The sequence below is a fragment of the Streptococcus mitis genome (assembly GCF_003942965.1).
GTDB lineage: Bacteria > Bacillota > Bacilli > Lactobacillales > Streptococcaceae > Streptococcus > Streptococcus mitis_BH.
The window spans coordinates 20336-46065 of the sequence record NZ_RJOG01000011.1 but is presented as its reverse complement, the minus strand read 5'-3'; the positions used below and the strand labels follow the sequence as shown (position 1 = coordinate 46065).

Below are 25730 nucleotides of genomic sequence, written 5' to 3'. Positions count from 1 at the left end.
TTTTTCTCTACTATTATACCAAAAAAATAACAAGAAGACATAGTAGCTAGTCTTTGCTACTATCTAAATTGGCTTGTGCATAAGCCTGCCAAATTTTTTGTTGGGGTTTGGCAAGTGGGTAATTCTTAAACTCTTCTGGTGAAAGCCAGCGAACTTCCCTATCTGAAAAATCATGGAAATCACTCACCTGGCCTGCTACAATTTGAACATGCCACTTGCGATGACTAAAGACATGCTTAACAGTGTCAAAATAAATATCAAGCCAATCAACATCTAGGTCATAGTCCTGCTGGAAACTCTCTTCTGGACTGGGACCAAAGTTCACATTTTCTTCTGCAACCTGATGGAAGAGGTCAAACTGCTCTTCTTGCGAAAACTCATCTACTTCTATCAAGGGAAAATGCCAAAATCCCGCCAACAACTTTTCACTTTCATTTTTTTCAAGTAGAAATTGTCCCTGAGCATTTTTCACAACTAGTGCTTTTAGATAAATGGGAACTGGCTTTTTCTTTGGAGCCTTGATTGGATAACGGTCCATGCTTCCATTCTGATATGCTGCACTAAAGTCCTTCACCGGACTCTCTTCTGGTCTAGGATTTACAGGAGCCTCAATGTCTGAACCCAAGTCCATCAAAGCTTGATTAAAGTCACCCGGACGATTCGGATCAATCAAGATTTCCATCATTGCCTGAAAAATTTTGCGATTACTTGGAATGCCAATATCATGATTGACTTCAAACAGACGCGCCAAAACTCGCATGACATTACCGTCTACAGCAGGCTCAGGCAAGTTAAAAGCAATACTGGAAATGGCTCCCGCAGTGTAAGGGCCAATTCCTTTCAGGCTAGAAATTCCTTCATAAGTGTTTGGAAATTGACCACCAAAGTCAGTCATAATCTGCTGGGCTGCAGCCTGCATATTGCGCACTCGAGAATAATAGCCCAAGCCCTCCCAAGCCTTCAACAAACCTTCTTCAGGCGCATTTGCCAAACTTTCCACTGTTGGAAACCAGTCCAAGAATCGTTCGTAGTAAGGGATAACTGTATCCACCCTGGTCTGCTGGAGCATGATTTCAGATACCCAGATATGATAAGGATTCCTACTTCTCCTCCAAGGTAAATCTCTTTTGTTTTCATCATACCAAGCGAGAAGTTTCTCACGGAAAGAAATAATCTTCTCCTCGGGCCACATGATGATACCGTATTCTTTCAAATCTAACATATCTCTAGTATAACACAGAAGGTTCCAACTGTCCGTTTATTACTATATTCTTTTTCTTAATCTCTTATCTATACATAACGTAAAAAGCGATAACCTTTTATCACATATTTGGTATTTTTATATTATAAAATCGAAATCTAATGACTAAAAATACAATACCACTCCAAATGAGAATTCATAAACAAACAATCCCTCTACGTTAAACTAAACCCCATACAGATCTAAAATAGCAATTATCAAAATAATTTGGGGCAGATTTGGGGCAGACATAACAAAAACCCTTGTAAATCAAGGGCTTTTCTGTCTATTTCATGCTAATTGCCGGGATTGAACCGGCGACCTCATCCTTACCATGGATGCGCTCTGCCAACTGAGCTAAATCAGCTTACTTAAAAAGTATACTATAGTTAGAAAATCTTGTCAAGTTTCCTTAGAAATTTTCCATAAGAAAAAGCTAGGTAATAGCCACCCAGCTCATCTTTTTCTATTTGCTTAAATCGATGCGACGATCAATTTTACCAATAATAATCGCTCCAACAATCAATGAGGCAAATTCACCAATCCCTGTTGTAAACCAAGTAAGGAAAAATGGTAATTGCGCTACGATATTCAACTCGGCAGCGATAGTAAACATAGAAATTGAAAAGAGGATTGAGAAGAAGAAATGATCTTTTCGAATCAATCCGTTAAAAAGATAATCCTTGCTGTGTTTTGCAAAAAGCCAAACACCTAGACTGAGGAATACTAAGGTTGATCCACCACCAACAAAGACATCTAGCGGTCCGAAGCTAAAGAAATTAGCAATCATACAACCGATGGTAACTCCGATGATGTACTTAGGATTGTAAAAAGCCATAAAGTTCATCATTTCTGAAATACGGAACTGGTAAGCCCCATAGCTAATGGCATTCAGAGGTGGTGTGACAGTTAAAACGACATAGATAGCAGCAACAATGGCAATGTCTGCTACATCACGAATAGTTAATTTTTTCATTTGTTCTCCTTTGGCGATTACTCGCGTTTAATATGCTTGGTGAAAGAAGCTAAGCACCAAGGGTTGGTTCAATCAACCTTACTAGTATAGCACAATAGCCTGCTTTATGCTATACTAAAAGCATGAAAAAACACATTCAAAGTCTCTTCGAGAATGAGCTCTTAGCCTATCTCTTTTTTGGAATAGCAACTACTCTTGTCTCCATTCTATCTAGATTATTCATTTATCAACTAACTCATAGAGAACTGCTTGCTACTGGACTAGCAAATGTTATCGGTATCCTGTTTGCATTTATTACAAATGATACAATCGTATTTAAACAAGATAGGCAGAATTGGCCAAACCGTTTAGTGAAATTTACTCTGGCACGTCTTTCTACTTTTCTTTTAGACTTGTTTTTAACTTTTCTCTTTGTAACTCAGTTTCCTAATATTATCGGGCAATTTGTAAATGATAATATTAATAAGGTGAATAGTATTGAAACCGTTCTTGCACAATTCTTAATAATTATCCTCAATTACATTTTTAGTAAGGTATTTATTTTTAAAAAATAAGAAAAATTTTAAACATATAGCTTGTAAGAACTTCTTAATTAATATATAATTAAGTGTAAAAATTTTTTGAAAGGAAATTATGAAAATGTTAAAAGATCTTAAAGCATTTTTGCTTCGTGGTAATGTTGTTGATCTTGCTGTCGGTGTGATTATTGCCTCTGCTTTTGGTGCAATCGTTACTTCACTTGTTAACGATATCATCACTCCACTTATTTTGAATCCAGCCTTGGAAGCTGCGAAAGTACAAAACATCGCTGAGCTTGCTTGGAATGGTGTTACATATGGTAAATTCTTGAGTGCTGTTATCAACTTCCTAGTTATCGGTACTGTTCTCTTCTTCGTTATTAAAGGTATTGAAAAAGCTCAAAGCCTTACTAAGAAAGAAGCTGCTGAGGAAGCTCCAGCTGGTCCAACTGAGTTGGAAGTACTTCAAGAAATCAAAGCTCTTCTTGAGAAAAAATAATCATTTAAAAGGATCTAGCACAAAGCTAAATCCTTTTTTCTTTACTCTTTCGGTAACTTGCCTGCTTTCTCAAGCATTTTCTTGATTAGATAAGGCATCTTAACATTCTCTCGACCTTTTTTCTCAATCAATTTTTTCACAAATTCTGGCATTTGTAAATCTTGAGATTCAGCCAAGATATTTTTAGTCTCATCTGAAGGAACTAACTCATCAAAGGTTTCTTCTTCTGGGAGAAATTCCTTAAACTCTTGATGTTCATTAGCTCTGACTGTATTGACCAAGGCATCAATCAAACGAGAATCTGTATTTGGCATTGGTGGACGATGATAGTTCACCCCCAATTCCTGACACAAGTCATAACATTCCACATCGTTGTCAAACAAGACCTCAATGTGCTCACTGATAAAACTGATAGGAACAAAAATATAATGGTCTGGATGTTCTTTCTGCTCTCTAAGATACTCCAAGACATCTGGCTTAATCCATGGAATCCCGATATCACTTTCACTTTGCCAAGTGTTAGTATATTGCTCAGAACTCAAACCTAGTTTTTCAGCGACTAACTTGCTATTTTCAAAAATTTGATCGATATAAGGATCACCAAAATCCAAGGCAAAAATGGGGACACTGTGAGCTGAAAAGATGACTTTAAAGCTATCCTGCTTTACTTCTTCTTTTAAAATCTTATCAATTTCATCTGCCCAATAGTTTAAGAGCGCTTCTTCTTGATACCAATCCTTAATAACTAAAAATTGAATTTGTTTGCTTTCTAAAAATTTCTCATAGCCCATGACAGAGTAGAAAGAATAATGGGGCTCTAAAATCAAGCAAATACACTGCTCAATACCGTCTGCTTCCATCTGACCAATCACATCTGGGATAAAGGGTCTAGAAAACTTATTAGCAAAATAAACACTATACTCATTCCCCAGCCTAGCTTCTACCAAAGCAATCTCTTCTCGAGTAATTTTTTGCAGAGGCGTGCCCCCAATTCGTACATAATTATCGTAGAGAGTTTGAATTTCGTGGTCTTGAGGTCTCACTCCACGACGAATATTTGTGAAAAAATCAGCCACACCTTCAAAGGTAATCTCTTCTGGCGAACCGAAAGTCATCATTAAAATTGCTTTTTTCATAATCGCTTCCTTGTGATATTTTTATCAAGTTTATTTTATCATTAATTCGTTGATAAGTAAACGCCAACATAGCGAATTTCCCGAACTTCTGTTTTTTGTTTTTCTCTCTTTTCTATGATACAATGGAAAAAATGAATTCAAAAGGAGTTTTTTATGACTTATCCAAATCTCTTGGACCGCTTCTTGACCTACGTTAAGGTCAATACGCGCTCTGATGAACACTCTACTACTACTCCAAGTACACAGAGTCAGGTTAATTTCGCGACAAATATTCTTATCCCTGAAATGAAACGTGTTGGACTGCAAAACGTCTACTACCTTCCAAATGGTTTTGCGATTGGTACCTTACCAGCCAACGATCCGTCTTTAACACGTAAAATCGGCTTCATCTCCCACATGGATACTGCTGATTTTAATGCCGAAGGAGTCAATCCACAGGTAATTGAAAACTACGATGGTGGTGTGATTGAACTTGGAAACTCTGGTTTTAAATTAGATCCAGCTGACTTTAAGAGTCTTGAAAAATATCCAGGACAAAGCCTCATCACAACTGACGGAACAACCTTGCTAGGTGCTGATGACAAGTCAGGAATTGCTGAGATTATGACTGCCATTGAATATCTGACTGCCCATCCTGAAATCAAACACTGTGAGATTCGTGTTGGCTTTGGTCCAGATGAGGAAATCGGTGTTGGTGCTAATAAATTTGATGCAGAAGATTTTGATGTGGATTTTGCCTACACAGTTGATGGTGGCCCACTAGGTGAACTTCAGTACGAGACTTTTTCAGCAGCTGGGGCTGAATTGCATTTCCAAGGACGCAATGTCCACCCTGGTACTGCCAAAGGGCAAATGGTCAACGCCCTTCAGCTAGCAATTGATTTTCATAATCAACTTCCAGAGAATGACCGACCTGAGTTAACGGATGGTTACCAAGGATTCTACCATCTTATGGATGTGACTGGAAGCGTTGAGGAGGTGCGTGCAAGCTACATCATTCGTGATTTTGAAAAAGATGCCTTTGAAGCGCGTAAAACAGATATGCAGTCTATCGCTGATAAGATGAATGAAGAACTTGGTAGCGACCGTGTCACTCTAAACTTGACAGACCAGTACTACAATATGAAAGAAGTCATTGAAAAAGATATGACTCCAATCACCATTGCCAAAGCTGTTATGGAAGATTTAGGGATCACGCCTATTATTGAACCAATCCGTGGTGGAACAGACGGCTCTAAAATTTCCTTTATGGGAATCCCGACTCCAAATATCTTTGCTGGTGGGGAAAACATGCATGGACGTTTTGAATACGTCAGCCTTCAGACTATGGAACGTGCAGTTGATACCATCATTGGTATCGTCGCTTATAAAGACTAAAAAAGACGAGGTAGCTCAGCTACTTCGCCTTTCTTTTTATTCTGCTGGTTTTTCTTGATTTCCAGCACTTGTTGTAGATTCTGCCGTTTCCTTTTCTGAAGTTGATTCACCTGGTTTAGAATCTGTTGTTTCCTTTTCTGAAGCTGATTCAGCTGGTTTAGAATCTGTTGCATTGCTCTGTTTGTTTTCGTCACTTGCAGTTTCACTGTTAGATTCTACAGCTACGTTTGGTTGGTTCTCAGCACTTGTCTTATCACCATTTGATTCAGCATTTGTTGATGGAGTTGCTTCTTCACTTGCACTTGATTTTGACTTGATTTCTTGATTCAAGACCAGAATAGCTTTTGTCAATTCAAGTAAAGCAGCTTTATCTTTACTCTTAGCAGAAAGTTGATCTAGTAGAGCATCCACCTTATCAAAGTCCGCATCAGAACCCTTATTGTTTTCTAAATAAGCATGAAGCGACATAAGAATATCGTAGAGTTTTTGATAGAGAACAAGCGTCTGAGGATCTTGCTCAGCATTTTCCTTCTCTTGTTGAAGGGCGCTAGCGATACGAGTCAAGACATCTTTCACCTGACTATTTACTTCATCCAAGTCAGCATCAGCCTTGTTTGTGGCAGCTTTGAGATTTTCTACTTCTTCTGCCAAAGATTGTCTAATGCCTTCTTCTTGGATTTGTTCCAAGAGTTGAGTTGCCTTGCTCAAGAGACTTTCTACTTGTTCCTTGCTAACATGATTGACATGCTCTTCAGGCATAAAGTCTCCGTACAATTCTTTCAAGAAGCCATAAATAGCTGTCTTAGCACTTTGATTATCGACTTTTTCAGTATCTAGAACTGTCTGACTTGATTTCGCATTAGTTGGTTGAGCTTTCAAAGCTTCTTCCACTTCTTGTTTTGCCTGATAGATGCTTGGGAATAATTTGTTCAATTCTGCTGCCTTAAGGAAGGATTGAGATTGATACAAGGTCCAAGTCAACTGAGCTACTTTGTTTCGAAGTTCATCACTCAAACGACCGTCATTTACGTGTTCGTAGAAATACTTGATGTATTCTACAGTTGTAACACCTGTTCGGTCATTAAAGTCTTGCAAGGCTTGAAGTTGTGATTCAACCGCTGTTAAACCAGCCTCATCTTTAGCTAACTTAGCTTCTTGGAGTCGAACGAGAAGATCTTTCTTTGGAAGTCCATAAGAGTCTGTATCCAGTGTATTGATTTTATCAATCAAGGCTTGATATTTCTTATCTAAAGCACTTGTTTCAACAGGTTTGACACTGTCATCAACATGGATATATTGCTTATCAAAGAGATCCAGTGTTGCAAGATAACCTGCTGTAGAGTTAGTTGCCAGTTTCTTCATGTTTTCAGTAAACTGACCTAAGGCTAACTCAATCTGTCTTTGTTCAATAGGCTTGTCTTTATAGATACTTCTGCTATCAGCTAAAAGTTGATCTACTTTTGCCAAGACTGCCTTCTCATCAAAAGCTCCAGGTTGATAATTGGATTGGAGGGCTGGAATCTTGTTTTTCAAAGCCACTTCATATCCCTTAGTTTGAACCTTGATGTAGTGATTATGGTCGCCATGAGGAATCACAAAACTACCATTTTCTACCTGTAAACTATAAGGAGACACACCATCTCGCAAAGCAGTGGTATAGAGTTCATTTAGGAAATCAAGTTCTGGATTGCCAGTTTGGAGTGGCAAACGAACATGTTCCTTACGAACAGCATATGGGTGGATATGAGTTGGATCGTAGGCTTGGTCTGGATTTCCAAAGACAAAGAAACCGTTTGAAATTCTAATAGCTTCAAGTGGAACACCGTAGGTCTTAGAAATATAAGCAATCTTTTCTTCATCGCTAGCATCTCTTGAGAAAGACTCTACCGTTTTAGCAAGAGGTTTTACAGGCTCTGCATCATGATGTGTTTTCAAATGGTCTTGTGCAGCCTTAATTTGGTCTGCTGTCAAGTCTTTCTTGAAAAAGTAATGATTATGGTCTCCGTGACTCATGACAAAACCTTGCTCATCCTCACTGATGACACGATCGGCATCAAAACCGTGATCATGGTCTTCACCATGATGGTGGTCATGCTCGTCTTCATCGTGGCCCTCATGACTTGGACTTGGTGTCACTGGTGACTTGGCTTTCAAATGATCTTGTGCGGCCTTGATTTGCTCAGGTGTCAAATCTTTCTTAAAGAAGTAATGATTGTGATCACCATGTGTCATGACAAAGCCCGCCGCATCTTCGCTGATGACTCTATCAGCATCAAATCCATGATCGTGATCGTCATCATGATGGTGTCCATGATGATCTTCATCGTGATCGTCATGACTTGGGCTTGGTATCACTGGTGACTTGGCTTTCAAACGATCTTGTGCGGCCTTGATTTGCTCAGGCGTCAAATCTTTCTTAAAGAAGTAATGATTATGGTCGCCATGGCTCATGATAAAGCCCGCCGCATCTTCGCTGATGACTCTATCAGCATCAAATCCATGATCGTGATCGTCATGACTTGGGCTTGGTATCACTGGTGATTTAGCTTTCAAATGATCTTGCGCTGCCTTGATTTGATCAGCTGTCAAATCCTTCTTGAAGAAGTAATGATTGTGATCACCGTGACTCATGATAAAGCCCGCCTCATCTTCGCTGATGACTCTATCAGCATCAAAGCCGTGATCATGTTCTTCTTCATGATGAACATGTGGTAACGGATTTTTTGTTGTAGAATTAGAAGGACTTTCTAAGCTTGGAGTGTTAGATTGTGATTGATGATTGTTAAGAGATGATTTAGGAATATAGTGATAGTGGTCCCCATGTCGTACAATATAAGCATCGCCAGTATCTCTAACAATATCATTAGGGTTAAAGACATAACCATCATCAGCAGAAACACCATTATTCGCCGTTAATGACAAGGTTTGAGTAAGCGCTGAACTATTGCCAGATAAATAAGATTTTGCTGCAGCTAATTCACCAACTGAAAGATCACTCTTAGGAATGAAATGATAGTGACCACCGTGAGGTACAATATAACCATCACCTGTATCTTTAATGATATCTGAAGCGTTAAATACATAACCATCATCTGTCGTATAACGTCCCTGAGACCTTGCTACAACAACATCTGAGCTGACCTTCTCATTATCTTTGACATGTTCTTGTTTTTGACGGTTGATTTCATCTTTAGTTCGAACATTATCAGCATGAGCTGCATCTTTCAGGTAAACATAATATTTTCCATCGACCTTGATGATATAACCACCCTTGACTTCATTGACAATATCTCCATCCTTAAGTTGATAATTTGGATCCTTCATCAGAAGTTCTTCACTAAAGAGGGCGTCATAAGGAACTTTCCCGTTATAGTAATGATAGTGATCACCGTGTGACGTCACATAGCCCTGATCTGTAATCTTGATAACAATTTGCTCGGCCTGAATTCCTTCCTTTTGGCTGACCTGGTCTGGTGTCAGTTTTTCACTTTTCTGACTCGACTGACTGCCATCCACATAAGAGACACGATTATTATCCTTATTTTCCTGCGAGCGATGCTGGTTCAGTGCATAGGCGCAAAGACTCAAGGATACGATAACAGCTGATCCGGCGGCAATATACTTTTTACTGAATTTCATAAATTCCTCATTTCAATAAATGATGAAGCTTTTTCTTAACTTCTTTTTCTCGGTTAAACAGTTTTTCTAAACCGGTTATTTAACCAATTAATTAACCAGTAAATAGTTTACCTTTTTTAAGTTTATCTGTCAAGATTTTTATGTCATTTTAAAAAAATAAAAGCCAGTATTGCTACTGACTCTTACATCATCTTGATTTATAGGATAAAATTTATACCGCTGTTTTTGTCGTTACTGACTCACTACCTTTTAACAAAGCAAGTAATTTTTCTGCTTCTGCCATGATACCATTATTATCCATGGTTTGAAGACTCAAATTATTTCGTAAACCAGCCAGGCTCTCTGTCGCATTGGCTTTCAAACCAGCATCCGTTACTTTATCAAGTAAAGTTTCTACTTCTTTGAGCTTGGCTTCTACTTTTTCAGTCTCTACTTGAGGGACTTCATCTTCGTCTGTTTTATCTTTAGACTCCTCCGCTGTCTCTTCTTCATCAGTACTCGGCTTATAAAGATTATCTACTGAAGGATTTAAAACAGCGTGATTCTCTTTTTCATCAGATTCAGGGCGAGTTGGCTCACTTACTTCATCATGTTCCTTATTTTCATTATGTTTACCGTCTTGGTCTGCCTTATTTTTACGAACATGGTCGCTGGCATTTCCCCAACCATTATCTGAGTAAGGACGTTCTTCAGGATGTTCAACATAATATTTTACAGTCGCAAAGAGATCCTCAAGGCTATAACCCTTAGGTGCTTCATAGAGTCCTTCGTCAAACCAACCAAATTTAATGTTATGGTAATGGTCGTAATGAGGTATAATTAAGCTACCATTTTTAACTTCAACAGTATGTTGTAGATTGTAAGGAATATGATCAAGTGGGACCTTCTTAGCAGCTTTCACTTTATTATAGATTGCTTCTACTCCTTTAACCTCAGTATTTCCTGAACCCTGATTCGCTGTTGGAGGAGGTGTCAAACCTTTCTCTTTAGCATAAGCCTGGGCTGCCACTCTTTCAGCTTCAGACAAGCTCTCTTTCTTAATCCAATGACTATGGGTCATATGCGGAGTTACATAAGCATCTACCTCATCACTGCTAATATCACGAATGTCAAAGATATATCCATCTTCTGTTGTATACTTACCTGCTAATTTCGCTAATTTAATTTCATCGTCTGTATAAGCAATTTGAGAATTTGGTTTGCCAAGTCGCTCTGGATGAGTAATTGGTGCTAGGAATGCTAATAAATCATCTACCAATTTTCCTTTATTAGTCGATTCATCATTCAAACGTTCTGCTAATTTGTCTAAGGCTTGGAAATCAGAAGTACGACCCTTATTTTCAGACAAGGCTTTATGAGCCTCAGCCAATAAATTATATGCTTTATCATAAAATTCTTGATCACGAGGAGCGACATTTTCTTTCTTCGCAACTAGGGCATGCGTCTCTTGAGTTTTCTTAGACAAGAGATTTTCAATAGCATCAATCTTATCCTTGGTCAAATCTTTAGCTAGAACATAACGACTAACGCCCTTATCCTCTATAATATATCCGTCGCCAACTTTTCTAACAACCTGGTTGACATCAAATTCAGTCGGTTTATTTTCCGCTGGCGCTTGAGGTTTGGTAGTAGGCGCTGGCTTAAGTGGAGTGACGCTTGGCAAAACACTGCCATTTTGTCCCTTGACAGCTACCATACGAGCCAATTTTTCTTCCAAAGGTGACATTTGTGAATAAGGGATAAAGTGATAATGGTCTCCGTGAGGCACTGCAACACCATTAGCTGTACGTTTGATGATTTGTGCCGGATCAAAGACTAAGCCATCTGATTCAACATGACGTTCTGACAAAGGTTTGGCATACAATTCACTTAGAAGTGTTGGAATGTCTTCCCCTTGATTTTGATGATATGTTGGGGTGACAGTCAGGTTTGGAGTCTCTGTCAAACTTGGTTGGGCTGGTTTAGCATTATCACTACTTGGTTTACTTGAGTTTGTAGAAGAGTGTGAGCCCTGCTTCCCATTCCAATAGGCTTGGGCTGCAGCCAATTCTCCTGCAGACAAATCACTCTTCGGAATATAGTGGAAATGATTGCCGTGCGGTACAACAAAAGCGTCACCTGTATCTTCAATCACATCTGTCGGACTAAAGACATATCCATCATCCGTTGTATAGGCACCTCCAGTTCCTCGATTCGGTGCCTGCGTATTGAGATTAAAGTTTGGTTTAATGGTTGAACTTGGTGTTGAACTTGTTTTCTCAGGGCTGCTTGGTTTCGAATTGTCAGCATGACTTTGAACTGGCTGACCTCCAATTGGCAGATTTCGAGCCAATTTTTCTTCCAAAGCAGACATTTGCGAATAAGGGATGAAATGGAAATGATCTCCGTGAGGGACTGCGACCCCATTTGCTGTACGTTTTGTAATCTGTGCTGGGTCAAATACTAATCCATCAGACTCCACATGACGTTGGCTAAGTGGCAAAGCGTACAATTCTTGAAGAAGACTAGCTAAATCCTCATTTTGACTCTCAGAATCTGTTGCAGGATTTTGAGGTGTCTCAGATTGACTCGTTCTCACACTAGATCTTGTTTCTCCCCTGCTAGAACGATATTCAACCGTACTTAATTGACCGCCTTTTCCAGATAAGAAGGCTTGGGCAGCAGCTAATTCACTGGCAGACAAATCACTCTTCGGAATATAGTGGAAGTGATTGCCATGAGGAACGATATAGGCATCACCCGTATCCTCAATGATATCAGATGCATTGAAGATATACCCATCATCCGTTGTATAGCGTCCCTGAGCTCTGGCAGCAACTACTGCTTGATCGTTAGAACTGCCTCCATGATTACTACTATGTTCCTGCTTCTGACGTTTAATCTCTTCTTTTGTCCGAATATTGTCCGCATGAGCCGCATCCTTAAGGTAAACATAGTATTTCCCGTCTACCTTAATCACATAACCACCCTTGATTTCATTGACAATGTCTGAATCCTTCAACTGATAATTCGGATCTTTCATCAGCAGTTCTTCACTGATGATAGCGTCATAAGGAACCTTGCCATTATAATAATGATAATGATCTCCATGAGAGGTCACATAACCTTGATCCGTAATCTTGATAACAATTTGTTCGGCGTTGATTCCCTCTCTCTTACTAACTTCATCTGGTGTCAAGTTCTCTGCTTTTTGACCAGCCTGATCACCATCTATATAAGCTACTCGATTAGAATCTTTCTTAACTTGACCAGCTTGGTAACGACCAAGTTCATAGGAACAAACACTTAGGGCAAGAACTGCCACTGAACCCGCTACATATTTTTTATTGATTTTCATAATCTCCTCATTTCAATTCTTCTGCTAGAACACTCATATTTTCTTCAAGATTTTCTAGATAAGTCTTGTCATTTTGTGGGTCTGCCTCTAAAGGATTCAGAGTTTTAAGCCCCACACCTGTTGATTTGACAAGAGTTTCAGCTACTTTTGAAGAAGCATTACTTTCTGTAAAAATCGTTTTAACCTTATAGGTTTTAACAAATTCCTGAATTTCTGTTAGTTGTCTTGGACTTGGTTCTTGTTCTGGAGAGATACCAGCGATTCCAAGTTGATTGAGTCCAAATCGCTTAGCTAGATAAGAAAAGGCTGTATGTTGTGTTACAAATGTTTTCTGAGTCGCCTTTTCAAATTTAGGTTGGAATTTCTTGGTTAATTCCTGAGCTTTTTTGATAAAGGCTTGCGCATTTTTTTGATAAGTTTCTTTGTGTTCACTATCAACCTCTGAAAGTTTATCAGCAATAATCTGAGCTTCTTCGCCAGCTTTTTCAGGATCTAGCCAAGTATGAGGGTCATAGAGCGTTTTTTCATCAACTCCATCACCTGCTTCCACATCTTCTAGACCAGGAACACGATCTAAAGTCATTCCTTCAGAAGCCTCTAAAACCTTCACTTTGGATTTTTTTAGATTTGGATCCAGACTTCCTGCCCAAGATTCGAGCGTATGAGAATGGTAAACAAATACATCTGCATCATAGATAGCTGCAATATCATTTGCCGAAGGTTCAAAGGAGTGAATTCCGCTACTTGACTGAATCATTCGAACATCATTCAAGTCACCAGATACTTCCTTGACCATTGCATAGATAGGATAAAAACTGGTCACGATTTTCATCCCTTTCCCTGTCTGACTTTCCTTTTGCCCACAAGCAGCTAAACACAAAAGAAAGACACTTAACAACACTAAAAACAAATTTTGTTTCTTCATAAAAACTCCTTAACTGGTTATTTAACTAGTTAATATTCTACTCCTATTTTTTTTATTGTCAAGCATTTTATGAACTAGTTAATAAATTTCTGATTTTAAACTATCAAAAAAACCTTGCAACTAAGTTACAAGGTTGATTACATTAATCGAAGTTAACGTATTCTTTTTGAAGTTCAAGAACTTCTTCCATTGTTGAACACTCTGTAAGGGCACGGTTAGCGTACTCTTCCATCTTAGCAGTATCCAATTTCTTCATCAAGCTACGAGTACGGAGTACAGATGTTGCTGACATAGAGAACTCATCCAAGCCCATTCCGACAAGAAGTGGAACAGCTTTTTGGTCACCAGCCATCTCACCACACATACCAGCCCATTTACCTTCAGCGTGAGCTGCCTTAATAACGTTGTTAATCAAGCGAAGGATTGATGGGTTATATGGTTGGTAAAGGTATGAAACTTGTTCGTTCATACGGTCTGCTGCCATTGAGTATTGGATCAAGTCGTTTGTTCCAATTGACATGAAGTCTACTTCTTTTGCAAATTGGTCTGCAAGCATCGCTGCTGCAGGGATTTCAATCATGATACCAACTTGGATATCATCCGCAACTGCAACACCTTCAGCAAGAAGGTTTGCTTTTTCTTCTTCATAAACTGCTTTGGCTGCACGGAATTCTTTCAAAAGGGCAACCATTGGGAACATGATACGCAATTGACCATGAACAGAAGCACGAAGAAGGGCACGGATTTGTGTACGGAACATTGCATCTCCAGTTTCAGAAATAGAGATACGAAGTGCACGGAATCCAAGGAATGGGTTCATTTCATGTGGCATATCGAAGTAAGGAAGTTCCTTATCTCCACCGATATCCATTGTACGAACAACCACTGGCTTACCATTCATTCCCTCAAGAACAGCCTTGTATGCTTCATACTGCTCATCTTCAGTTGGGAAGTCTTGAGAATCCATGTATAAGAACTCTGTACGGTAAAGTCCAACAGCTTCTGCACCGTTGTTATTAACACCTTCCACGTCTTTTGGAGTACCGATGTTAGCAGCCAACTCGAAGTGTTTACCGTCAGCAGTCACTGTTTGAGCATCTTTCAAAAGTGCCCATTCAGCTTTTTGTTTAGCATAAGCTTCACCAGCTGCTTTAAATTCTGCCGCTTGTTCATCTGTTGGGTTGATAATCACTTCACCAGTAATTCCGTTAACGGCAAGGATATCACCGTCTTTCACCACTTCAGTGATGTTATTTGTTCCCAATACAGCTGCAATTTCAAGTGTACGTGCCATGATAGCTGAGTGACTTGTACGTCCACCGATATTTGTTACAAAAGCTTTTACAAAGTTTTTGTCCAATTGAGCTGTATCAGATGGTGTCAAGTCATGCGCAATCACGATTACTTCTTCATTGATAGAAGCTGGGTTTGGCAATTTCTTACCAAGAAGATTTGCCAATACACGTTTTGTCACGTCGCGAATATCCGCTGCACGTTCTTGCATATATGGGTTGTCTTCCATGCCTTCAAAGATAGTGATGAACATGTCAGTCACTTCTTTAAGACCTGCTTCTGCATTGACTTTCTTAGCACGGATTGTTTCTTTAATCTGACCAATCAATTCTGGGTCAGCAAGAACCATCAAATGAGCGTCAAAAACTTGAGCCGCTTCTTCACCAAGCGTACCTACAGCTTTCTCACGGATAAGAGAAAGCTCGTTTTGAGAAGCTTCAAGAGCTACATCCAAACGAGCCTCTTCTGCGTTTGTATCTTCGACTGAAACAGTCTCGAATGACAAATCCGGTTGAACGAGTAGATATGCTTTTGCAACTGCAACACCATCAGATGCTGCGATTCCTTTAAGCATTTCTGTCATTTTCCTTATGCCAATCCTTCTTTTTCCATTGTTTCTGAGATTGCAGCGATAGCGTCATCTGCATCTGCACCTTCAGCTGAGATAGTTACGTCAGCACCTTGGCCAACACCAAGACTCATAACACCCATGATTGATTTAAGGTTAACTGATTTACCTTTGTACTCAAGAGTGATATCTGAAGCAAATTTGCTTGCAGTTTGTACCAACAATGTTGCTGGACGTGCGTGAATACCTGTTTCTGCCACTACGTGGAAATCTTTAGAAGCCATAGTTTGACTCTCCTTTTGTTCTTTCTTTTTTGAGTTATATGTGATAACCCTTACAATTTGGTATTATATCATCTTCTCGGATTTTTTTCAAGCATTTTATGGGATTTATTCGATTTCCTTTCAGATAACTTGCTGAAAATCTTCTATTCTAGATAACAAAACACAGGATATAGTTTTTCAAAAAACTACTTGTACGATAAGTATCACTATCTTACAAAACAAACACTACATATTGTGTTTTGCGACCTTGAGTAGAAAAATAGACCACTATATTTAGTTTCAAATCATTGACAAAAATTTATTTTCTGATATACTAAAAAAGTAATCTATTTTGAAAGAGGAGTTACACAATGGTAACCGTTTATTCTAAAAACAACTGTGTCCAATGTAAAATGACCAAACGTTTCTTGGACAGTAATAATGTCGCTTATCGTGAAATCAATCTTGATGAGCAACCTGAGTATATCGATCAAGTTAAAGAGCTCGGTTTCAGCGCAGCTCCTGTTATCCAAACACCAACTGAAGTCTTTTCAGGTTTCCAACCAGGAAAATTGAAACAATTAGCATAATCTTAGTACATCATCCAGAAGAAACTGCTTCTAGGGCTAACTTAGAAGCCTTTCTTTTGTAATTAGATAAGGGAAATTTTATGGGATTAAAACATCTTGAGGACGTGACTTACTTCCGTCTCAATAACGAAATCAACCGTCCTGTCAATGGACAAATCATGCTTCATAAAGATAAGGAAGCCTTGGATGCCTTCTTTAAAGAAAATGTAGTTCCAAACACTATGGTTTTTGATTCAATCAAGGATAAAATCAACTACCTCATTGAACACAACTACATCGAAACAGCCTTTATCAAGAAATACCGTCCAGAATTTTTGGAAGAATTAGCTCAATTTATTAAAGAACAAAACTTCCAATTCAAGTCTTTCATGGCTGCCTATAAGTTTTACAATCAATATGCCTTAAAGACTAACGACGGTGAATATTATCTTGAAAGCATGGAAGACCGTGTCTTCTTTAACGCCCTTTATTTCGCCGATGGCAATGAAGCTGTTGCCATCGATATTGCCAATGAAATCATCCACCAACGCTACCAACCTGCTACTCCTTCCTTCTTGAATGCTGGACGTGCTCGTCGTGGTGAATTGGTATCATGTTTCCTGATCCAAGTAACTGATGATATGAACTCTATCGGACGTTCTATCAACTCAGCTCTTCAACTTTCACGTATCGGTGGTGGTGTGGGAATTACCCTCAGCAACCTTCGTGAAGCTGGTGCACCTATCAAAGGCTATGAAGGAGCAGCGTCTGGGGTCGTTCCAGTTATGAAACTTTTCGAAGATAGCTTCTCTTACTCAAACCAATTGGGTCAACGTCAAGGTGCTGGTGTTGTCTACCTCAACGTCTTCCACCCTGATATCATCGCCTTCCTTTCAACTAAGAAAGAAAACGCCGATGAAAAAGTTCGTGTTAAGACCCTTTCACTTGGTGTTGTGGTGCCCGATAAATTCTACGAATTAGCACGTAAAAATGAAGAAATGTACCTCTTCAGCCCATACTCTGTAGAGCTTGAATACGGTGTGCCGTTCAACTACATTGACATCACTGAAAAATACGATGAACTAGTCGCAAATCCAAATATCCGTAAGACAAAAATCAAGGCGCGTGATTTGGAAACTGAAATCTCTAAATTGCAACAAGAGTCTGGCTACCCTTATGTAGTCAACATTGATACGGCTAACCGTGCAAATCCCGTTGATGGAAAGATTATCATGAGCAACTTGTGTTCTGAAATTCTTCAAGTTCAAGAACCAAGCTTGATCAACGATGCTCAAGAATTCCTTCAAATGGGAACGGATGTTTCATGTAACCTTGGTTCAACCAACGTGGTTAACATGATGACTTCACCCGATTTTGGTCGTTCTATCCGTGCTATGGTTCGTGCCCTTACTTTCGTTACAGATAGTTCACACATCGTAGCTGTGCCTACGATTGACCACGGAAATAGCCAAGCTCACACCTTTGGACTTGGTGCCATGGGACTTCACAGCTACCTTGCCCAAAAACTGATTGAATATGGATCGCCTGAGTCTGTTGAATTTACAAGCATCTACTTCATGCTCATGAACTACTGGACCTTGGTAGAATCAAACAATATCGCGCGTGAACGTGGTATTACCTTCCATAACTTTGAAAAATCAGACTATGCTAACGGAAGCTACTTTGACAAGTATGTAACTGGCGAATTTGTTCCAAAATCAGACCGTGTTAAAGAACTTTTCAAAGATGTCTTTATCCCAAGTGCTGCTGACTGGGCTGAACTTCGTGACAAGGTTCAAGCAGATGGACTTTACCACCAAAACCGCCTTGCTGTAGCGCCAAATGGTTCGATCAGTTACATCAATGACGTTTCTGCTTCTATCCACCCGATTACACAACGTATCGAAGAACGTCAAGAAAAGAAAATCGGAAAAATCTACTACCCTGCTGCTGGATTGTCAACAGAAACCATTCCTTACTACACTTCTGCTTACGACATGGATATGCGTAAAGTGATTGATGTCTATGCTGCTGCAACTGAGCACGTGGACCAAGGACTTTCACTCACACTCTTCATGCGTAGTGACATTCCAAAAGGACTTTACGAATGGAAGAAAGAAAACAAACAAACGACACGTGACTTGTCAATCCTTCGTAACTATGCCTTTAACAAGGGTATCAAGTCTATCTACTACGTCCGTACCTTTACAGATGATGGTGGAGAAGTCGGTGCTAACCAATGTGAAAGCTGTGTGATTTAATCTTTGCTTGAGGAAACTACATTTTCTCAGATTAGTGATTCATTCACCCTGCTAAACTAAACTGGAATAAGCATCTATACCATGGAAAAACAAAAAAGTCGGGCTTCCGACTTTTTGTGCGATACTCCTCTAGAATTATGATAAAATAGAAATAATTGTGAGTTCGCAATACTAAACACAGAAAGAGATTTCAAATGGAAACTTACTACAAAGCCATTAACTGGAATGCCATCGAAGATGTCATCGACAAATCAACTTGGGAAAAACTGACGGAGCAATTCTGGCTTGATACACGTATTCCCTTGTCAAATGACTTGGATGACTGGAGAAAGCTATCAAATGTAGAAAAAGACTTAGTTGGAAAAGTCTTTGGTGGTTTAACCCTTCTCGACACTATGCAATCTGAAACTGGGGTTCAAGCCCTTCGCGCGGATATCCGTACACCACATGAGGAAGCTGTTTTCAATAACATCCAATTTATGGAATCTGTTCACGCTAAATCTTACTCATCAATCTTCTCTACCTTAAATACTAAGGCTGAGATTGAAGAAATTTTCGAATGGACCAATACCAATCCTTACCTACAAAAGAAGGCTGAGATCGTCAACGAAATCTACCTAAACGGTAGCCCACTTGAAAAGAAAGTTGCCAGCGTCTTCCTCGAGACCTTCCTCTTCTACTCTGGTTTTTTCACTCCCCTCTACTATCTTGGTAACAACAAACTAGCCAACGTTGCGGAAATCATTAAACTGATTATCCGCGATGAGTCTGTTCACGGAACCTACATCGGATATAAATTCCAACTCGGTTTCAATGAATTACCTGAAGAAGAGCAGGAAAAACTCAAAGAATGGATGTACGACCTTCTCTACACTCTTTATGAAAACGAAGAAGGCTATACAGAAAGCCTCTATGACGGTGTTGGCTGGACGGAAGAAGTCAAGACCTTCCTTCGCTACAATGCTAACAAGGCACTCATGAACCTGGGACAAGATCCACTCTTCCCAGATTCAGCTGACGATGTCAACCCAATCGTTATGAACGGTATTTCAACAGGAACTTCCAACCACGACTTCTTCTCTCAAGTCGGAAATGGTTACCTCCTTGGTGAAGTTGAAGCCATGCAAGACGATGATTACAATTACGGTTTGGACTAATTCACTTATCCCAGAACTGATAACAAATATCATGGTTTGTTTAAAACAACCATGATATTTTTGTTTTTGTTTTCTTTTGTTTTTTAAATTGATTGATTGAATACTTTATGATAAAATAGTAATAGAAATAGAGGTGATAACGATGTTAAAGCAGGAAAAACTAGATAATATTCTAGAAACGGTAAATACAAAGGGAACTATTACTGTAAAAGAAATCATGACTCGCTTGGATGTATCAGATATGACTGCTAGACGCTACTTGCAAGAGTTGGCAGATAAGGATCTACTTGTTCGTGTGCACGGTGGAGCTGAGAAAATTCGCACAGGTTCTATTTTAAATAATGAACGTTCCAATATCGAAAAACAAAGCTTACAAATCGCAGAAAAACAAGAAATCAGCCGTTTTGCAGGCCATTTAATTGATGAGGGTGAAACTATTTTTATCGGCCCTGGTACCACCTTAGAATCTTTTGCCCGTGAACTTCCAATCGATAATATTCGTGTTGTAACAAACAGTTTACCAGTCTTTCTCATCCTAAACGAACGAAAACTAACAGATTTGATTTTAATTGGTGGAAACTACCGCTCTATCACTGGAGCCTTTATAGGAACACTAACCTTGCAAAACTTGGCCAATCTTCAATTTTCTAAAGCCTTCGTTAGCTGTAATGGTATTAAGGATAATGCGATTGCGACCTTTAGTGAAGAGGAAGGTGAATCCCAACGTATCGCCCTCAACAATTCCAATAAAAAATACTTACTAGCTGACAATAGTAAGTTCAATAAATTTGATTTTTATACCTTCTACAATATCTCTGATATTGATATCATCGTTTCAGATTCTAAACTGAGCAAAGAAACGTTTGAACAACTTTCAAAACAAACAAAAATTATTCTTTCTAAACCATAAAACTGAGGATTGATAAAATATAAAATGCGTCATATCAAGAAAATAAGAATCTTGATATGACGCATTTTTTGATGAAGATTTTTACAAAGAGTTTCCTAGATTCTTTATGATTGTTGAAACGGCATAAAATCTGAATCAAAGGAGATATTATCCCGTTCTTCAGGACTGATAAAATTTAAAAAGATATTTTTAAATTCTTCTAGCTCATAGTCTGAATGGCAAATCCATTCTTTACCGGTAGAGACATACCATTTTCCGAGACTTTTCAGCTCCTCATTAGTCAAACAAGGTATTTGAGAACATTTATCAAAATTGATAATATAAACTTTTTCATAAATTGATTGGATAAAATCTTTGAACATCTTTTGCCTCACTAGAGTTCTATATCTAATTACTAATTCTACTAGTCTATAATCTGACTTTCCGCTACTTTCTTGTACCAGTGAGCTGATTTCTTAGGATAACGTTCTTGAGTTTCAAAGTCTACATAGAAGAGACCGTAACGTTTTTCATAACCGTTTGACCATGAGAAGACATCCATTAATGACCAAATGAAGTAACCTTTTACATTAGCACCATCTGCAATCGCATCAGATAATACTTCCAAGTGTTGCTTCACGTAATCAATACGACCATCATCGTAAACAGTGTTATCAACGAACTCATCTTTATATCCAAGACCATTTTCAGTGATGTAAATCTTCTTGTAGTTCGGATAATCTTTCTTCACACGAATGATTTGGTCATACAGACCTTGAGGGTATATAATCCAATCCCAGTCCGTGCGTGGCACATAGTCAGGAGCTACACGACGACCAACACCTTTGATTTGGTATTTGGAACTTCCTTTTTCACCCTTACCATTATGGATAATTTCAGTCTCTCCATCAAAGGCTTCCATCCAATCACTCATATAGTAATTAATTCCAAGGAAGTCATTCAAGTCTTTTGTGGCTTCTAATACTTCGAAATCTTCTTCACGAAGATCTAAGCTACCACCATTAACTGATAAGATATGGTTGACACCTTCCATCGTTTCATCTGAATAGTGTCCAAGATAAGTTGCATCCAAGATAAATTTATTGTGAATAATATCTTCCAACTCTGCTGCACGAACATCTGCTGGATTTTTAGGATCCAAAGGATACTTAGTTGGCAGAGCGTGAACAACACCAATTTCACCTTTATAACCTTTATCTTTATATAGCTTGACTGCACGCGCATGAGAAACCATCATATTGTGGTGCGATTGGAAAACTTTGGCAAGGTCGTACTGAATACCTGGAGGGAATTTACCAACCAAGTATTGACCATCACCAATTGGCCCAATTTCATTAAAGGTTGTCCAATAGTTTACTTCTGGAAATTCTTCAAAACAGAAGGCAGCGTAGTCTACAAAGTGTTCAATATTTTCACGGTTTAAGAAATCTCCATTTGAGTGGAGAGCTTCTGGCGTGTCAAAGTGATGAAGAGTTACAAAGGGCTCAACGTGACGTTTGTGACACTCTGCAAATAGATTATGATAAAACTCAACACCTTTAGCATTTACTTGGCCGTAACCGGTTGGGAAAATACGTGACCAGGCAATAGAAATTCGAATGCCATTGACACCATACTCTTCTGCTAGCTTGAGGTCAACTGGGTATAGATTGTAAAAATCACTGGCTGGTTCTGCAGTGTACCAGTAGTTATCTTCAAGATACTTATCCCACGCAACTGGTCCTTTTCCATCAGTATGTGTAGCACCTTCTGCTTGATAGGCAGCTGTTGCGCCACCGAAAATAAAGTCTTTTGGTAATGTTTTTGTCATTTTTTCACCTATTTCTTGATTTAAATAAAGTAAAAGTGAGAGGAGTCAGTGAGCCATCCTTCTCCATCTCACTTCTTGTACCGAGTCACCAAATTGTGACATGAGGAGGTAAAAACGATGTCTTTTTACCGACGAATTAATAAGGCGATTAGGAAATTCGCCATAGCAATTTCCGTAACGAGAGGAAACTATTTCATAGTCCCTATTATTAATCGAATTGTGACATGAGGAAGTAAAAACGATATCTTTTTACCGACGAATTAACAAGGCGATTAGGAAATTCGCCATAGCGATTTCCGTAACGATAGGAGACTGTTTCAGGGTCCCTATCGTTAATCGAATTGCGCTTGTACAAATGCAAGAGCACCTTTTCCATCACGAGTTAATTTGATGTATTGAGCGCCTTCTGTTTTCGCAAGTTTAATACCGAGCTTATCTGTTTCNGCTTTCATATCTTCAAAGTTTGAAGCAACTTGAGGAGCAAGGATAACAAGATCAAACTCTGGCAACATTTCACGGTGAGCACCATAGCCACCTGCTGCTGCTTTCACAGGAACATTGTATTCTGCAGCTGCCTTGTTCAAAGCATTTGCAAGGAGACCACTTGTCCCTCCACCTGCACAGAGAACGAGAACATTTGTTTCTTCAGTGATGGTATTTTGTGCTGCTTCTACACCCGCTTTCTCAAGAATAGCATCTGCTTTTGCAGTGTTGAAGTTTGCAGCAACTTTTTCTTTCAATTCATCATTAGACTTACCTGAACGCTCTTCTTCAAGAATTTGTTCATCATATACTTTAAGGAATGGGTAGTAAATGACTACGTCAACCACGATTAGAAGAGCAGCAAGAATGAATGATAGAACTTGGAAGTTAGTACCAAGAACTAGACCTAGTGGAGCTGGAGTTGTCCATGGTAGATTAGCAGTAAATGAGTTCATTCCAAGAGTTTCAATAAAGAATTTGAAGATCCAAACGTTTGCGATTGGAGCAAAGATAAATGGAATGAAGAAAATTGGATTTAATACCAATGGAGCACCGAACAAGATAGGCTCATTTACACCGAAGAAAGTTGGAACTACTGAAGCACGACCGATTGCACGGTTACGTTTAGATTTTGTTAACCACATGAACATGAATGGAACAACCAGTGTCGCACCAGTACCACCCATGGTAACGATAAACATTTGTGTACCAGAAGTAAGAATCTTGTCAGCGTGCATACCTTGTTGGAGAAGGTTCAAGTTGACTTCGGCATTGGCATAGGTAATAGCTGCGATAGCTGGTTCAACGATAGATGGACCATGGATACCAACAAACCAGAAGAAAGCAAAGGCACCAAAGATAATCGTAATACCTAGATAACCATCAGCAGCAGAGAATAATGGTGCAAAGAATTTACCGATTGATTCTGCTACACTAGCACCAACAAAATGACGAGCTAGTAAATCAAGAGCATAAAGTGAAACAACTGAGAGAGTGAATGGAATCACATCTTTAAAGACTTGTGAGATATTTGGTGGAACTTCGTCAGGCATACGAATAGTGACATTGTTCTTAACACAAACCTTATAGATTGCTACGGTAACAAAGGCAGCAAGGAAGGCTGAAAGCAAACCTTTTGTCCCCAAGAATCCAGTAGCTAGGCCATTTTCGATAGGATCAGCTGCCAACATCAATAAACCAACAATTGCTGCCAATAAAGTTGACATATAGTTGATTTGATTGGTTTTCTCCATGCTACGATTTACTGAGTCGGTCAATGACTTAGCTGTTGTACCAGCTACCAAGAGAGCCAGAATACCCATAGAATAGCTATAAGGTTTCATCAGAAAGGCTACAACTTCATCAGACCATTTAAAGCCCCATGAGTTTGGTACAAAGGCAATCAAGATAAAAATACTTGAGAAGAGAATAACAGGCATACCTGCAATGAAACCATCACGAATAGCACGAAGATAGATATTACGAGATAGTTTCTCAAAGAAAGGCTTTCCTTTCTCGATAAATGCAATTAATTTATTCATTACTTAACTCCTCTCTTGTAGAGTTCAATTAAATGATGCATCAAATCTTTTAACAAAATAGTTGTCATCAAGTGGTCTTGGCCATGCATCATGGTTACACTATAGGCCAAATCCTCGCCAGCTGCTTCCTTAGTCAACAGACTTGTTTGAGCGTGGTGAGCTTCAGCAATGCAAGAACCAGCTTCTTCTACCAGAGTATCCGCTTTTACAAAATCACCAGCTTCAGCAGCCTTCAAGGCTTCCAATAGTTTTGAACGAGCATCGCCAGCATAGGCTACGATTTCAAAACCTAACAATGTTNCTTCTTCTCTATTCATGATAGAATTCTCCTTAGGTATTTTTAATTAAATTTTTATGACAATAAACGTTGGATATGTAGAACTAGATAAACTCGTTCACTTTTATACAAATCAAGACCCGTATGTTGCGTAATCACATCATAGATCTTGGAACCAATCTCGAACGCTTTTGGATAGGATTGTTTAATATGATCTTCCATATCCAGAAGTGATTGGTTATCATCTCTAGATCTGTCTAAATAATCCAAGAAATAATTCAAATGAATCATAAAACGATCATAGAAATGGTTATTCTCTTTAGTTCGTTGAATTGCATAGTCCGTTAAAACTTCTTCAACATTCCTGAGAATTTCTTTCCTCTTATCAATCGACTCCACAAGTTCCACTTCATTTTCACCTTCGGCATTAATGAAATGATAAGCAATCCGAATAATCTCGTCCTCAGGAAAATGATCTGCTAGCTTCTGGCGGTAAATTTCAAATGCTTCATTTGCGATTTGAAAAGCGACAGGATACTTAGTGGAAATATCTGGTAGATTACTATCCTTGTACCTTCCTTGTGCTAGAGCTTGGTAAGAACAGTAAATATGATCTGTCAAGGTTACGTAGAGATACTCTTGAATCGGATAATGATATTTCTTTGATAGCTTATCAATGATTTCATAAGTCACTGTAATAAAATCAAGCGGAACATCTTTGAGGAGAGACATAAAGTTTTCTCTCGACTCTTCGGTCTTCATCCGAAAGATTTTCTCAACCTGATGTTCAGCAATCAAATCCCCTTTCTTCTTTCCAAATGTAATCCCCTTACCAATCACAATCACTTCTTCTCCTTTATCATTTCTGACAAGCGAGACATTGTGATTCATTGGATTTAGAATTCGATACATGTCAACCTCCTTTTATATCTTAAAGGTATATTAGTACAA

At 38.9% G+C, this 25730-nt stretch carries 20 protein-coding genes, 1 tRNA gene and 1 riboswitch; of the genes, 7 read left to right on the top strand and 14 right to left on the bottom strand.

The features are described 5' to 3' along the window. Nucleotides 1-46 precede the first annotated feature (46 nt). The 3 genes from mutY to D8837_RS04855 all read right to left on the bottom strand — a co-directional run bounded on the left by mutY (nucleotide 47) and on the right by D8837_RS04855 (nucleotide 2216). Nucleotides 47-1222, bottom strand: coding sequence for an A/G-specific adenine glycosylase (gene mutY, locus D8837_RS04865; protein WP_125456376.1), 1176 nt, complete (start codon nucleotides 1220-1222; stop codon nucleotides 47-49). Between the two features lie 312 nt (nucleotides 1223-1534). Further along, nucleotides 1535-1607: transfer RNA gene (locus D8837_RS04860), tRNA-Thr, on the bottom strand. Between the two features lie 99 nt (nucleotides 1608-1706). Continuing rightward, nucleotides 1707-2216: a QueT transporter family protein gene (locus tag D8837_RS04855; protein WP_125456375.1), complete on the bottom strand. Its 510-nt coding sequence runs from the start codon at nucleotides 2214-2216 to the stop codon at nucleotides 1707-1709. Further along, nucleotides 2214-2310, bottom strand: a riboswitch (PreQ1 riboswitch). Its footprint overlaps the gene before it by 3 nt. Before the next feature lie 28 nt (nucleotides 2311-2338). On the opposite strand from D8837_RS04855, the gene D8837_RS04850 reads away from it, so the two are divergent. Both D8837_RS04850 and mscL read left to right on the top strand, forming a co-directional pair. Continuing rightward, the gene (locus D8837_RS04850; protein ID WP_049493854.1) at nucleotides 2339-2770 is read left to right on the top strand and encodes a GtrA family protein; all 432 of its coding nucleotides are present in this window, start codon (nucleotides 2339-2341) and stop codon (nucleotides 2768-2770) included. A gap of 85 nt (nucleotides 2771-2855) precedes the next feature. Then, complete coding sequence (mscL, locus tag D8837_RS04845) at nucleotides 2856-3233, top strand: large conductance mechanosensitive channel protein MscL (RefSeq protein WP_004262437.1); 378 nt, start codon at nucleotides 2856-2858, stop codon at nucleotides 3231-3233. A 41-nt stretch (nucleotides 3234-3274) separates the two neighbouring features. Here the strand turns inward: mscL and hemH are convergent, their stop codons facing one another. After that, a complete protein-coding gene (hemH, locus tag D8837_RS04840; RefSeq protein WP_125456374.1) occupies nucleotides 3275-4369 on the bottom strand; it encodes a ferrochelatase in 1095 nt (364 codons plus the stop codon). A gap of 153 nt (nucleotides 4370-4522) precedes the next feature. Between hemH and pepT the strand changes: the two genes are divergently transcribed. Then, a complete protein-coding gene (gene pepT, locus D8837_RS04835; RefSeq protein ID WP_125456373.1) occupies nucleotides 4523-5746 on the top strand; it encodes a peptidase T in 1224 nt (407 codons plus the stop codon). 36 nt (nucleotides 5747-5782) lie between these two features. Here the strand turns inward: pepT and D8837_RS04830 are convergent, their stop codons facing one another. The 5 genes from D8837_RS04830 to D8837_RS04810 all read right to left on the bottom strand — a co-directional run bounded on the left by D8837_RS04830 (nucleotide 5783) and on the right by D8837_RS04810 (nucleotide 15792). Further along, nucleotides 5783-9385 (bottom strand): pneumococcal-type histidine triad protein, encoded by a 3603-nt coding sequence (locus D8837_RS04830; RefSeq protein WP_125456372.1) that lies wholly within the window; start codon nucleotides 9383-9385, stop codon nucleotides 5783-5785. 211 nt (nucleotides 9386-9596) lie between these two features. After that, nucleotides 9597-12722: a pneumococcal-type histidine triad protein gene (locus tag D8837_RS04825; protein ID WP_125456371.1), complete on the bottom strand. Its 3126-nt coding sequence runs from the start codon at nucleotides 12720-12722 to the stop codon at nucleotides 9597-9599. A gap of 7 nt (nucleotides 12723-12729) precedes the next feature. Beyond that, entirely contained in the window at nucleotides 12730-13647 is a 918-nt protein-coding gene (gene adcAII, locus D8837_RS04820) for a zinc-binding lipoprotein AdcAII (protein WP_125456370.1), read from the bottom strand. Between the two features lie 142 nt (nucleotides 13648-13789). Further along, nucleotides 13790-15523 (bottom strand): phosphoenolpyruvate--protein phosphotransferase, encoded by a 1734-nt coding sequence (gene ptsP, locus D8837_RS04815; protein WP_004241506.1) that lies wholly within the window; start codon nucleotides 15521-15523, stop codon nucleotides 13790-13792. 5 nt (nucleotides 15524-15528) lie between these two features. Then, nucleotides 15529-15792, bottom strand: a complete 264-nt coding sequence (locus D8837_RS04810; protein ID WP_000146947.1) for a phosphocarrier protein HPr — start codon at nucleotides 15790-15792, stop codon at nucleotides 15529-15531. Nucleotides 15793-16142: 350 nt separating this feature from the next. Here D8837_RS04810 and nrdH point away from each other — a divergent pair, with 350 nt between their 5' ends. The 4 genes from nrdH to D8837_RS04790 all read left to right on the top strand — a co-directional run bounded on the left by nrdH (nucleotide 16143) and on the right by D8837_RS04790 (nucleotide 20668). Further along, nucleotides 16143-16361, top strand: coding sequence for a glutaredoxin-like protein NrdH (gene nrdH / locus D8837_RS04805; protein ID WP_000259240.1), 219 nt, complete (start codon nucleotides 16143-16145; stop codon nucleotides 16359-16361). An 80-nt stretch (nucleotides 16362-16441) separates the two neighbouring features. Beyond that, nucleotides 16442-18601 (top strand): class 1b ribonucleoside-diphosphate reductase subunit alpha, encoded by a 2160-nt coding sequence (nrdE, locus tag D8837_RS04800; RefSeq protein ID WP_125456369.1) that lies wholly within the window; start codon nucleotides 16442-16444, stop codon nucleotides 18599-18601. 194 nt (nucleotides 18602-18795) lie between these two features. Next, the gene (nrdF, locus tag D8837_RS04795; RefSeq protein ID WP_000451386.1) at nucleotides 18796-19758 is read left to right on the top strand and encodes a class 1b ribonucleoside-diphosphate reductase subunit beta; all 963 of its coding nucleotides are present in this window, start codon (nucleotides 18796-18798) and stop codon (nucleotides 19756-19758) included. 142 nt (nucleotides 19759-19900) lie between these two features. After that, entirely contained in the window at nucleotides 19901-20668 is a 768-nt protein-coding gene (locus tag D8837_RS04790) for a DeoR/GlpR family DNA-binding transcription regulator (protein ID WP_125456368.1), read from the top strand. A 104-nt stretch (nucleotides 20669-20772) separates the two neighbouring features. Here D8837_RS04790 and D8837_RS04785 read toward each other — a convergent pair whose 3' ends face one another. The 5 genes from D8837_RS04785 to D8837_RS04765 all read right to left on the bottom strand — a co-directional run bounded on the left by D8837_RS04785 (nucleotide 20773) and on the right by D8837_RS04765 (nucleotide 25691). Then, complete coding sequence (locus D8837_RS04785) at nucleotides 20773-21030, bottom strand: DUF3884 family protein (RefSeq protein WP_020903327.1); 258 nt, start codon at nucleotides 21028-21030, stop codon at nucleotides 20773-20775. Between the two features lie 41 nt (nucleotides 21031-21071). Further along, nucleotides 21072-22478, bottom strand: a complete 1407-nt coding sequence (gene lacG / locus D8837_RS04780; protein ID WP_125456367.1) for a 6-phospho-beta-galactosidase — start codon at nucleotides 22476-22478, stop codon at nucleotides 21072-21074. 332 nt (nucleotides 22479-22810) lie between these two features. Then, nucleotides 22811-24502, bottom strand: coding sequence for a lactose-specific PTS transporter subunit EIIC (locus tag D8837_RS04775; protein WP_001037324.1), 1692 nt, complete (start codon nucleotides 24500-24502; stop codon nucleotides 22811-22813). Then, nucleotides 24502-24819 (bottom strand): PTS lactose/cellobiose transporter subunit IIA, encoded by a 318-nt coding sequence (locus D8837_RS04770; RefSeq protein ID WP_125456366.1) that lies wholly within the window; start codon nucleotides 24817-24819, stop codon nucleotides 24502-24504. Before D8837_RS04770 ends, D8837_RS04775 begins: the two co-directional genes overlap by 1 nt. Nucleotides 24820-24854: 35 nt before the next feature. Further along, nucleotides 24855-25691 carry a PRD domain-containing protein gene (locus D8837_RS04765; RefSeq protein WP_125456365.1) on the bottom strand — a complete coding sequence of 279 codons (837 nt, stop codon included), beginning with the start codon at nucleotides 25689-25691 and terminating at the stop codon, nucleotides 24855-24857. Between the last annotated feature and the right edge of the window lie 39 nt (nucleotides 25692-25730).

Excerpts from the sequence above, each read along its gene's own strand:
- ptsP (WP_004241506.1), bottom strand. The coding sequence starts at position 15,523 with ATGACAGAAATGCTTAAAGGAATCGCAGCATCTGATGGTGTTGCAGTT.
- D8837_RS04785 (WP_020903327.1), bottom strand. The coding sequence starts at position 21,030 with ATGTTCAAAGATTTTATCCAATCAATTTATGAAAAAGTTTATATTATC.
- mscL (WP_004262437.1), top strand. The coding sequence starts at position 2,856 with ATGTTAAAAGATCTTAAAGCATTTTTGCTTCGTGGTAATGTTGTTGAT.
- nrdH (WP_000259240.1), top strand. The coding sequence starts at position 16,143 with ATGGTAACCGTTTATTCTAAAAACAACTGTGTCCAATGTAAAATGACC.
- D8837_RS04810 (WP_000146947.1), bottom strand. The coding sequence starts at position 15,792 with ATGGCTTCTAAAGATTTCCACGTAGTGGCAGAAACAGGTATTCACGCA.
- D8837_RS04790 (WP_125456368.1), top strand. The coding sequence starts at position 19,901 with ATGTTAAAGCAGGAAAAACTAGATAATATTCTAGAAACGGTAAATACA.
- D8837_RS04850 (WP_049493854.1), top strand. The coding sequence starts at position 2,339 with ATGAAAAAACACATTCAAAGTCTCTTCGAGAATGAGCTCTTAGCCTAT.
- nrdE (WP_125456369.1), top strand. The coding sequence starts at position 16,442 with ATGGGATTAAAACATCTTGAGGACGTGACTTACTTCCGTCTCAATAAC.
- D8837_RS04830 (WP_125456372.1), bottom strand. The coding sequence starts at position 9,385 with ATGAAATTCAGTAAAAAGTATATTGCCGCCGGATCAGCTGTTATCGTA.
- nrdF (WP_000451386.1), top strand. The coding sequence starts at position 18,796 with ATGGAAACTTACTACAAAGCCATTAACTGGAATGCCATCGAAGATGTC.
- mutY (WP_125456376.1), bottom strand. The coding sequence starts at position 1,222 with ATGTTAGATTTGAAAGAATACGGTATCATCATGTGGCCCGAGGAGAAG.
- lacG (WP_125456367.1), bottom strand. The coding sequence starts at position 22,478 with ATGACAAAAACATTACCAAAAGACTTTATTTTCGGTGGCGCAACAGCT.
- pepT (WP_125456373.1), top strand. The coding sequence starts at position 4,523 with ATGACTTATCCAAATCTCTTGGACCGCTTCTTGACCTACGTTAAGGTC.
- D8837_RS04855 (WP_125456375.1), bottom strand. The coding sequence starts at position 2,216 with ATGAAAAAATTAACTATTCGTGATGTAGCAGACATTGCCATTGTTGCT.
- D8837_RS04825 (WP_125456371.1), bottom strand. The coding sequence starts at position 12,722 with ATGAAAATCAATAAAAAATATGTAGCGGGTTCAGTGGCAGTTCTTGCC.
- D8837_RS04765 (WP_125456365.1), bottom strand. The coding sequence starts at position 25,691 with ATGTATCGAATTCTAAATCCAATGAATCACAATGTCTCGCTTGTCAGA.
- hemH (WP_125456374.1), bottom strand. The coding sequence starts at position 4,369 with ATGAAAAAAGCAATTTTAATGATGACTTTCGGTTCGCCAGAAGAGATT.
- adcAII (WP_125456370.1), bottom strand. The coding sequence starts at position 13,647 with ATGAAGAAACAAAATTTGTTTTTAGTGTTGTTAAGTGTCTTTCTTTTG.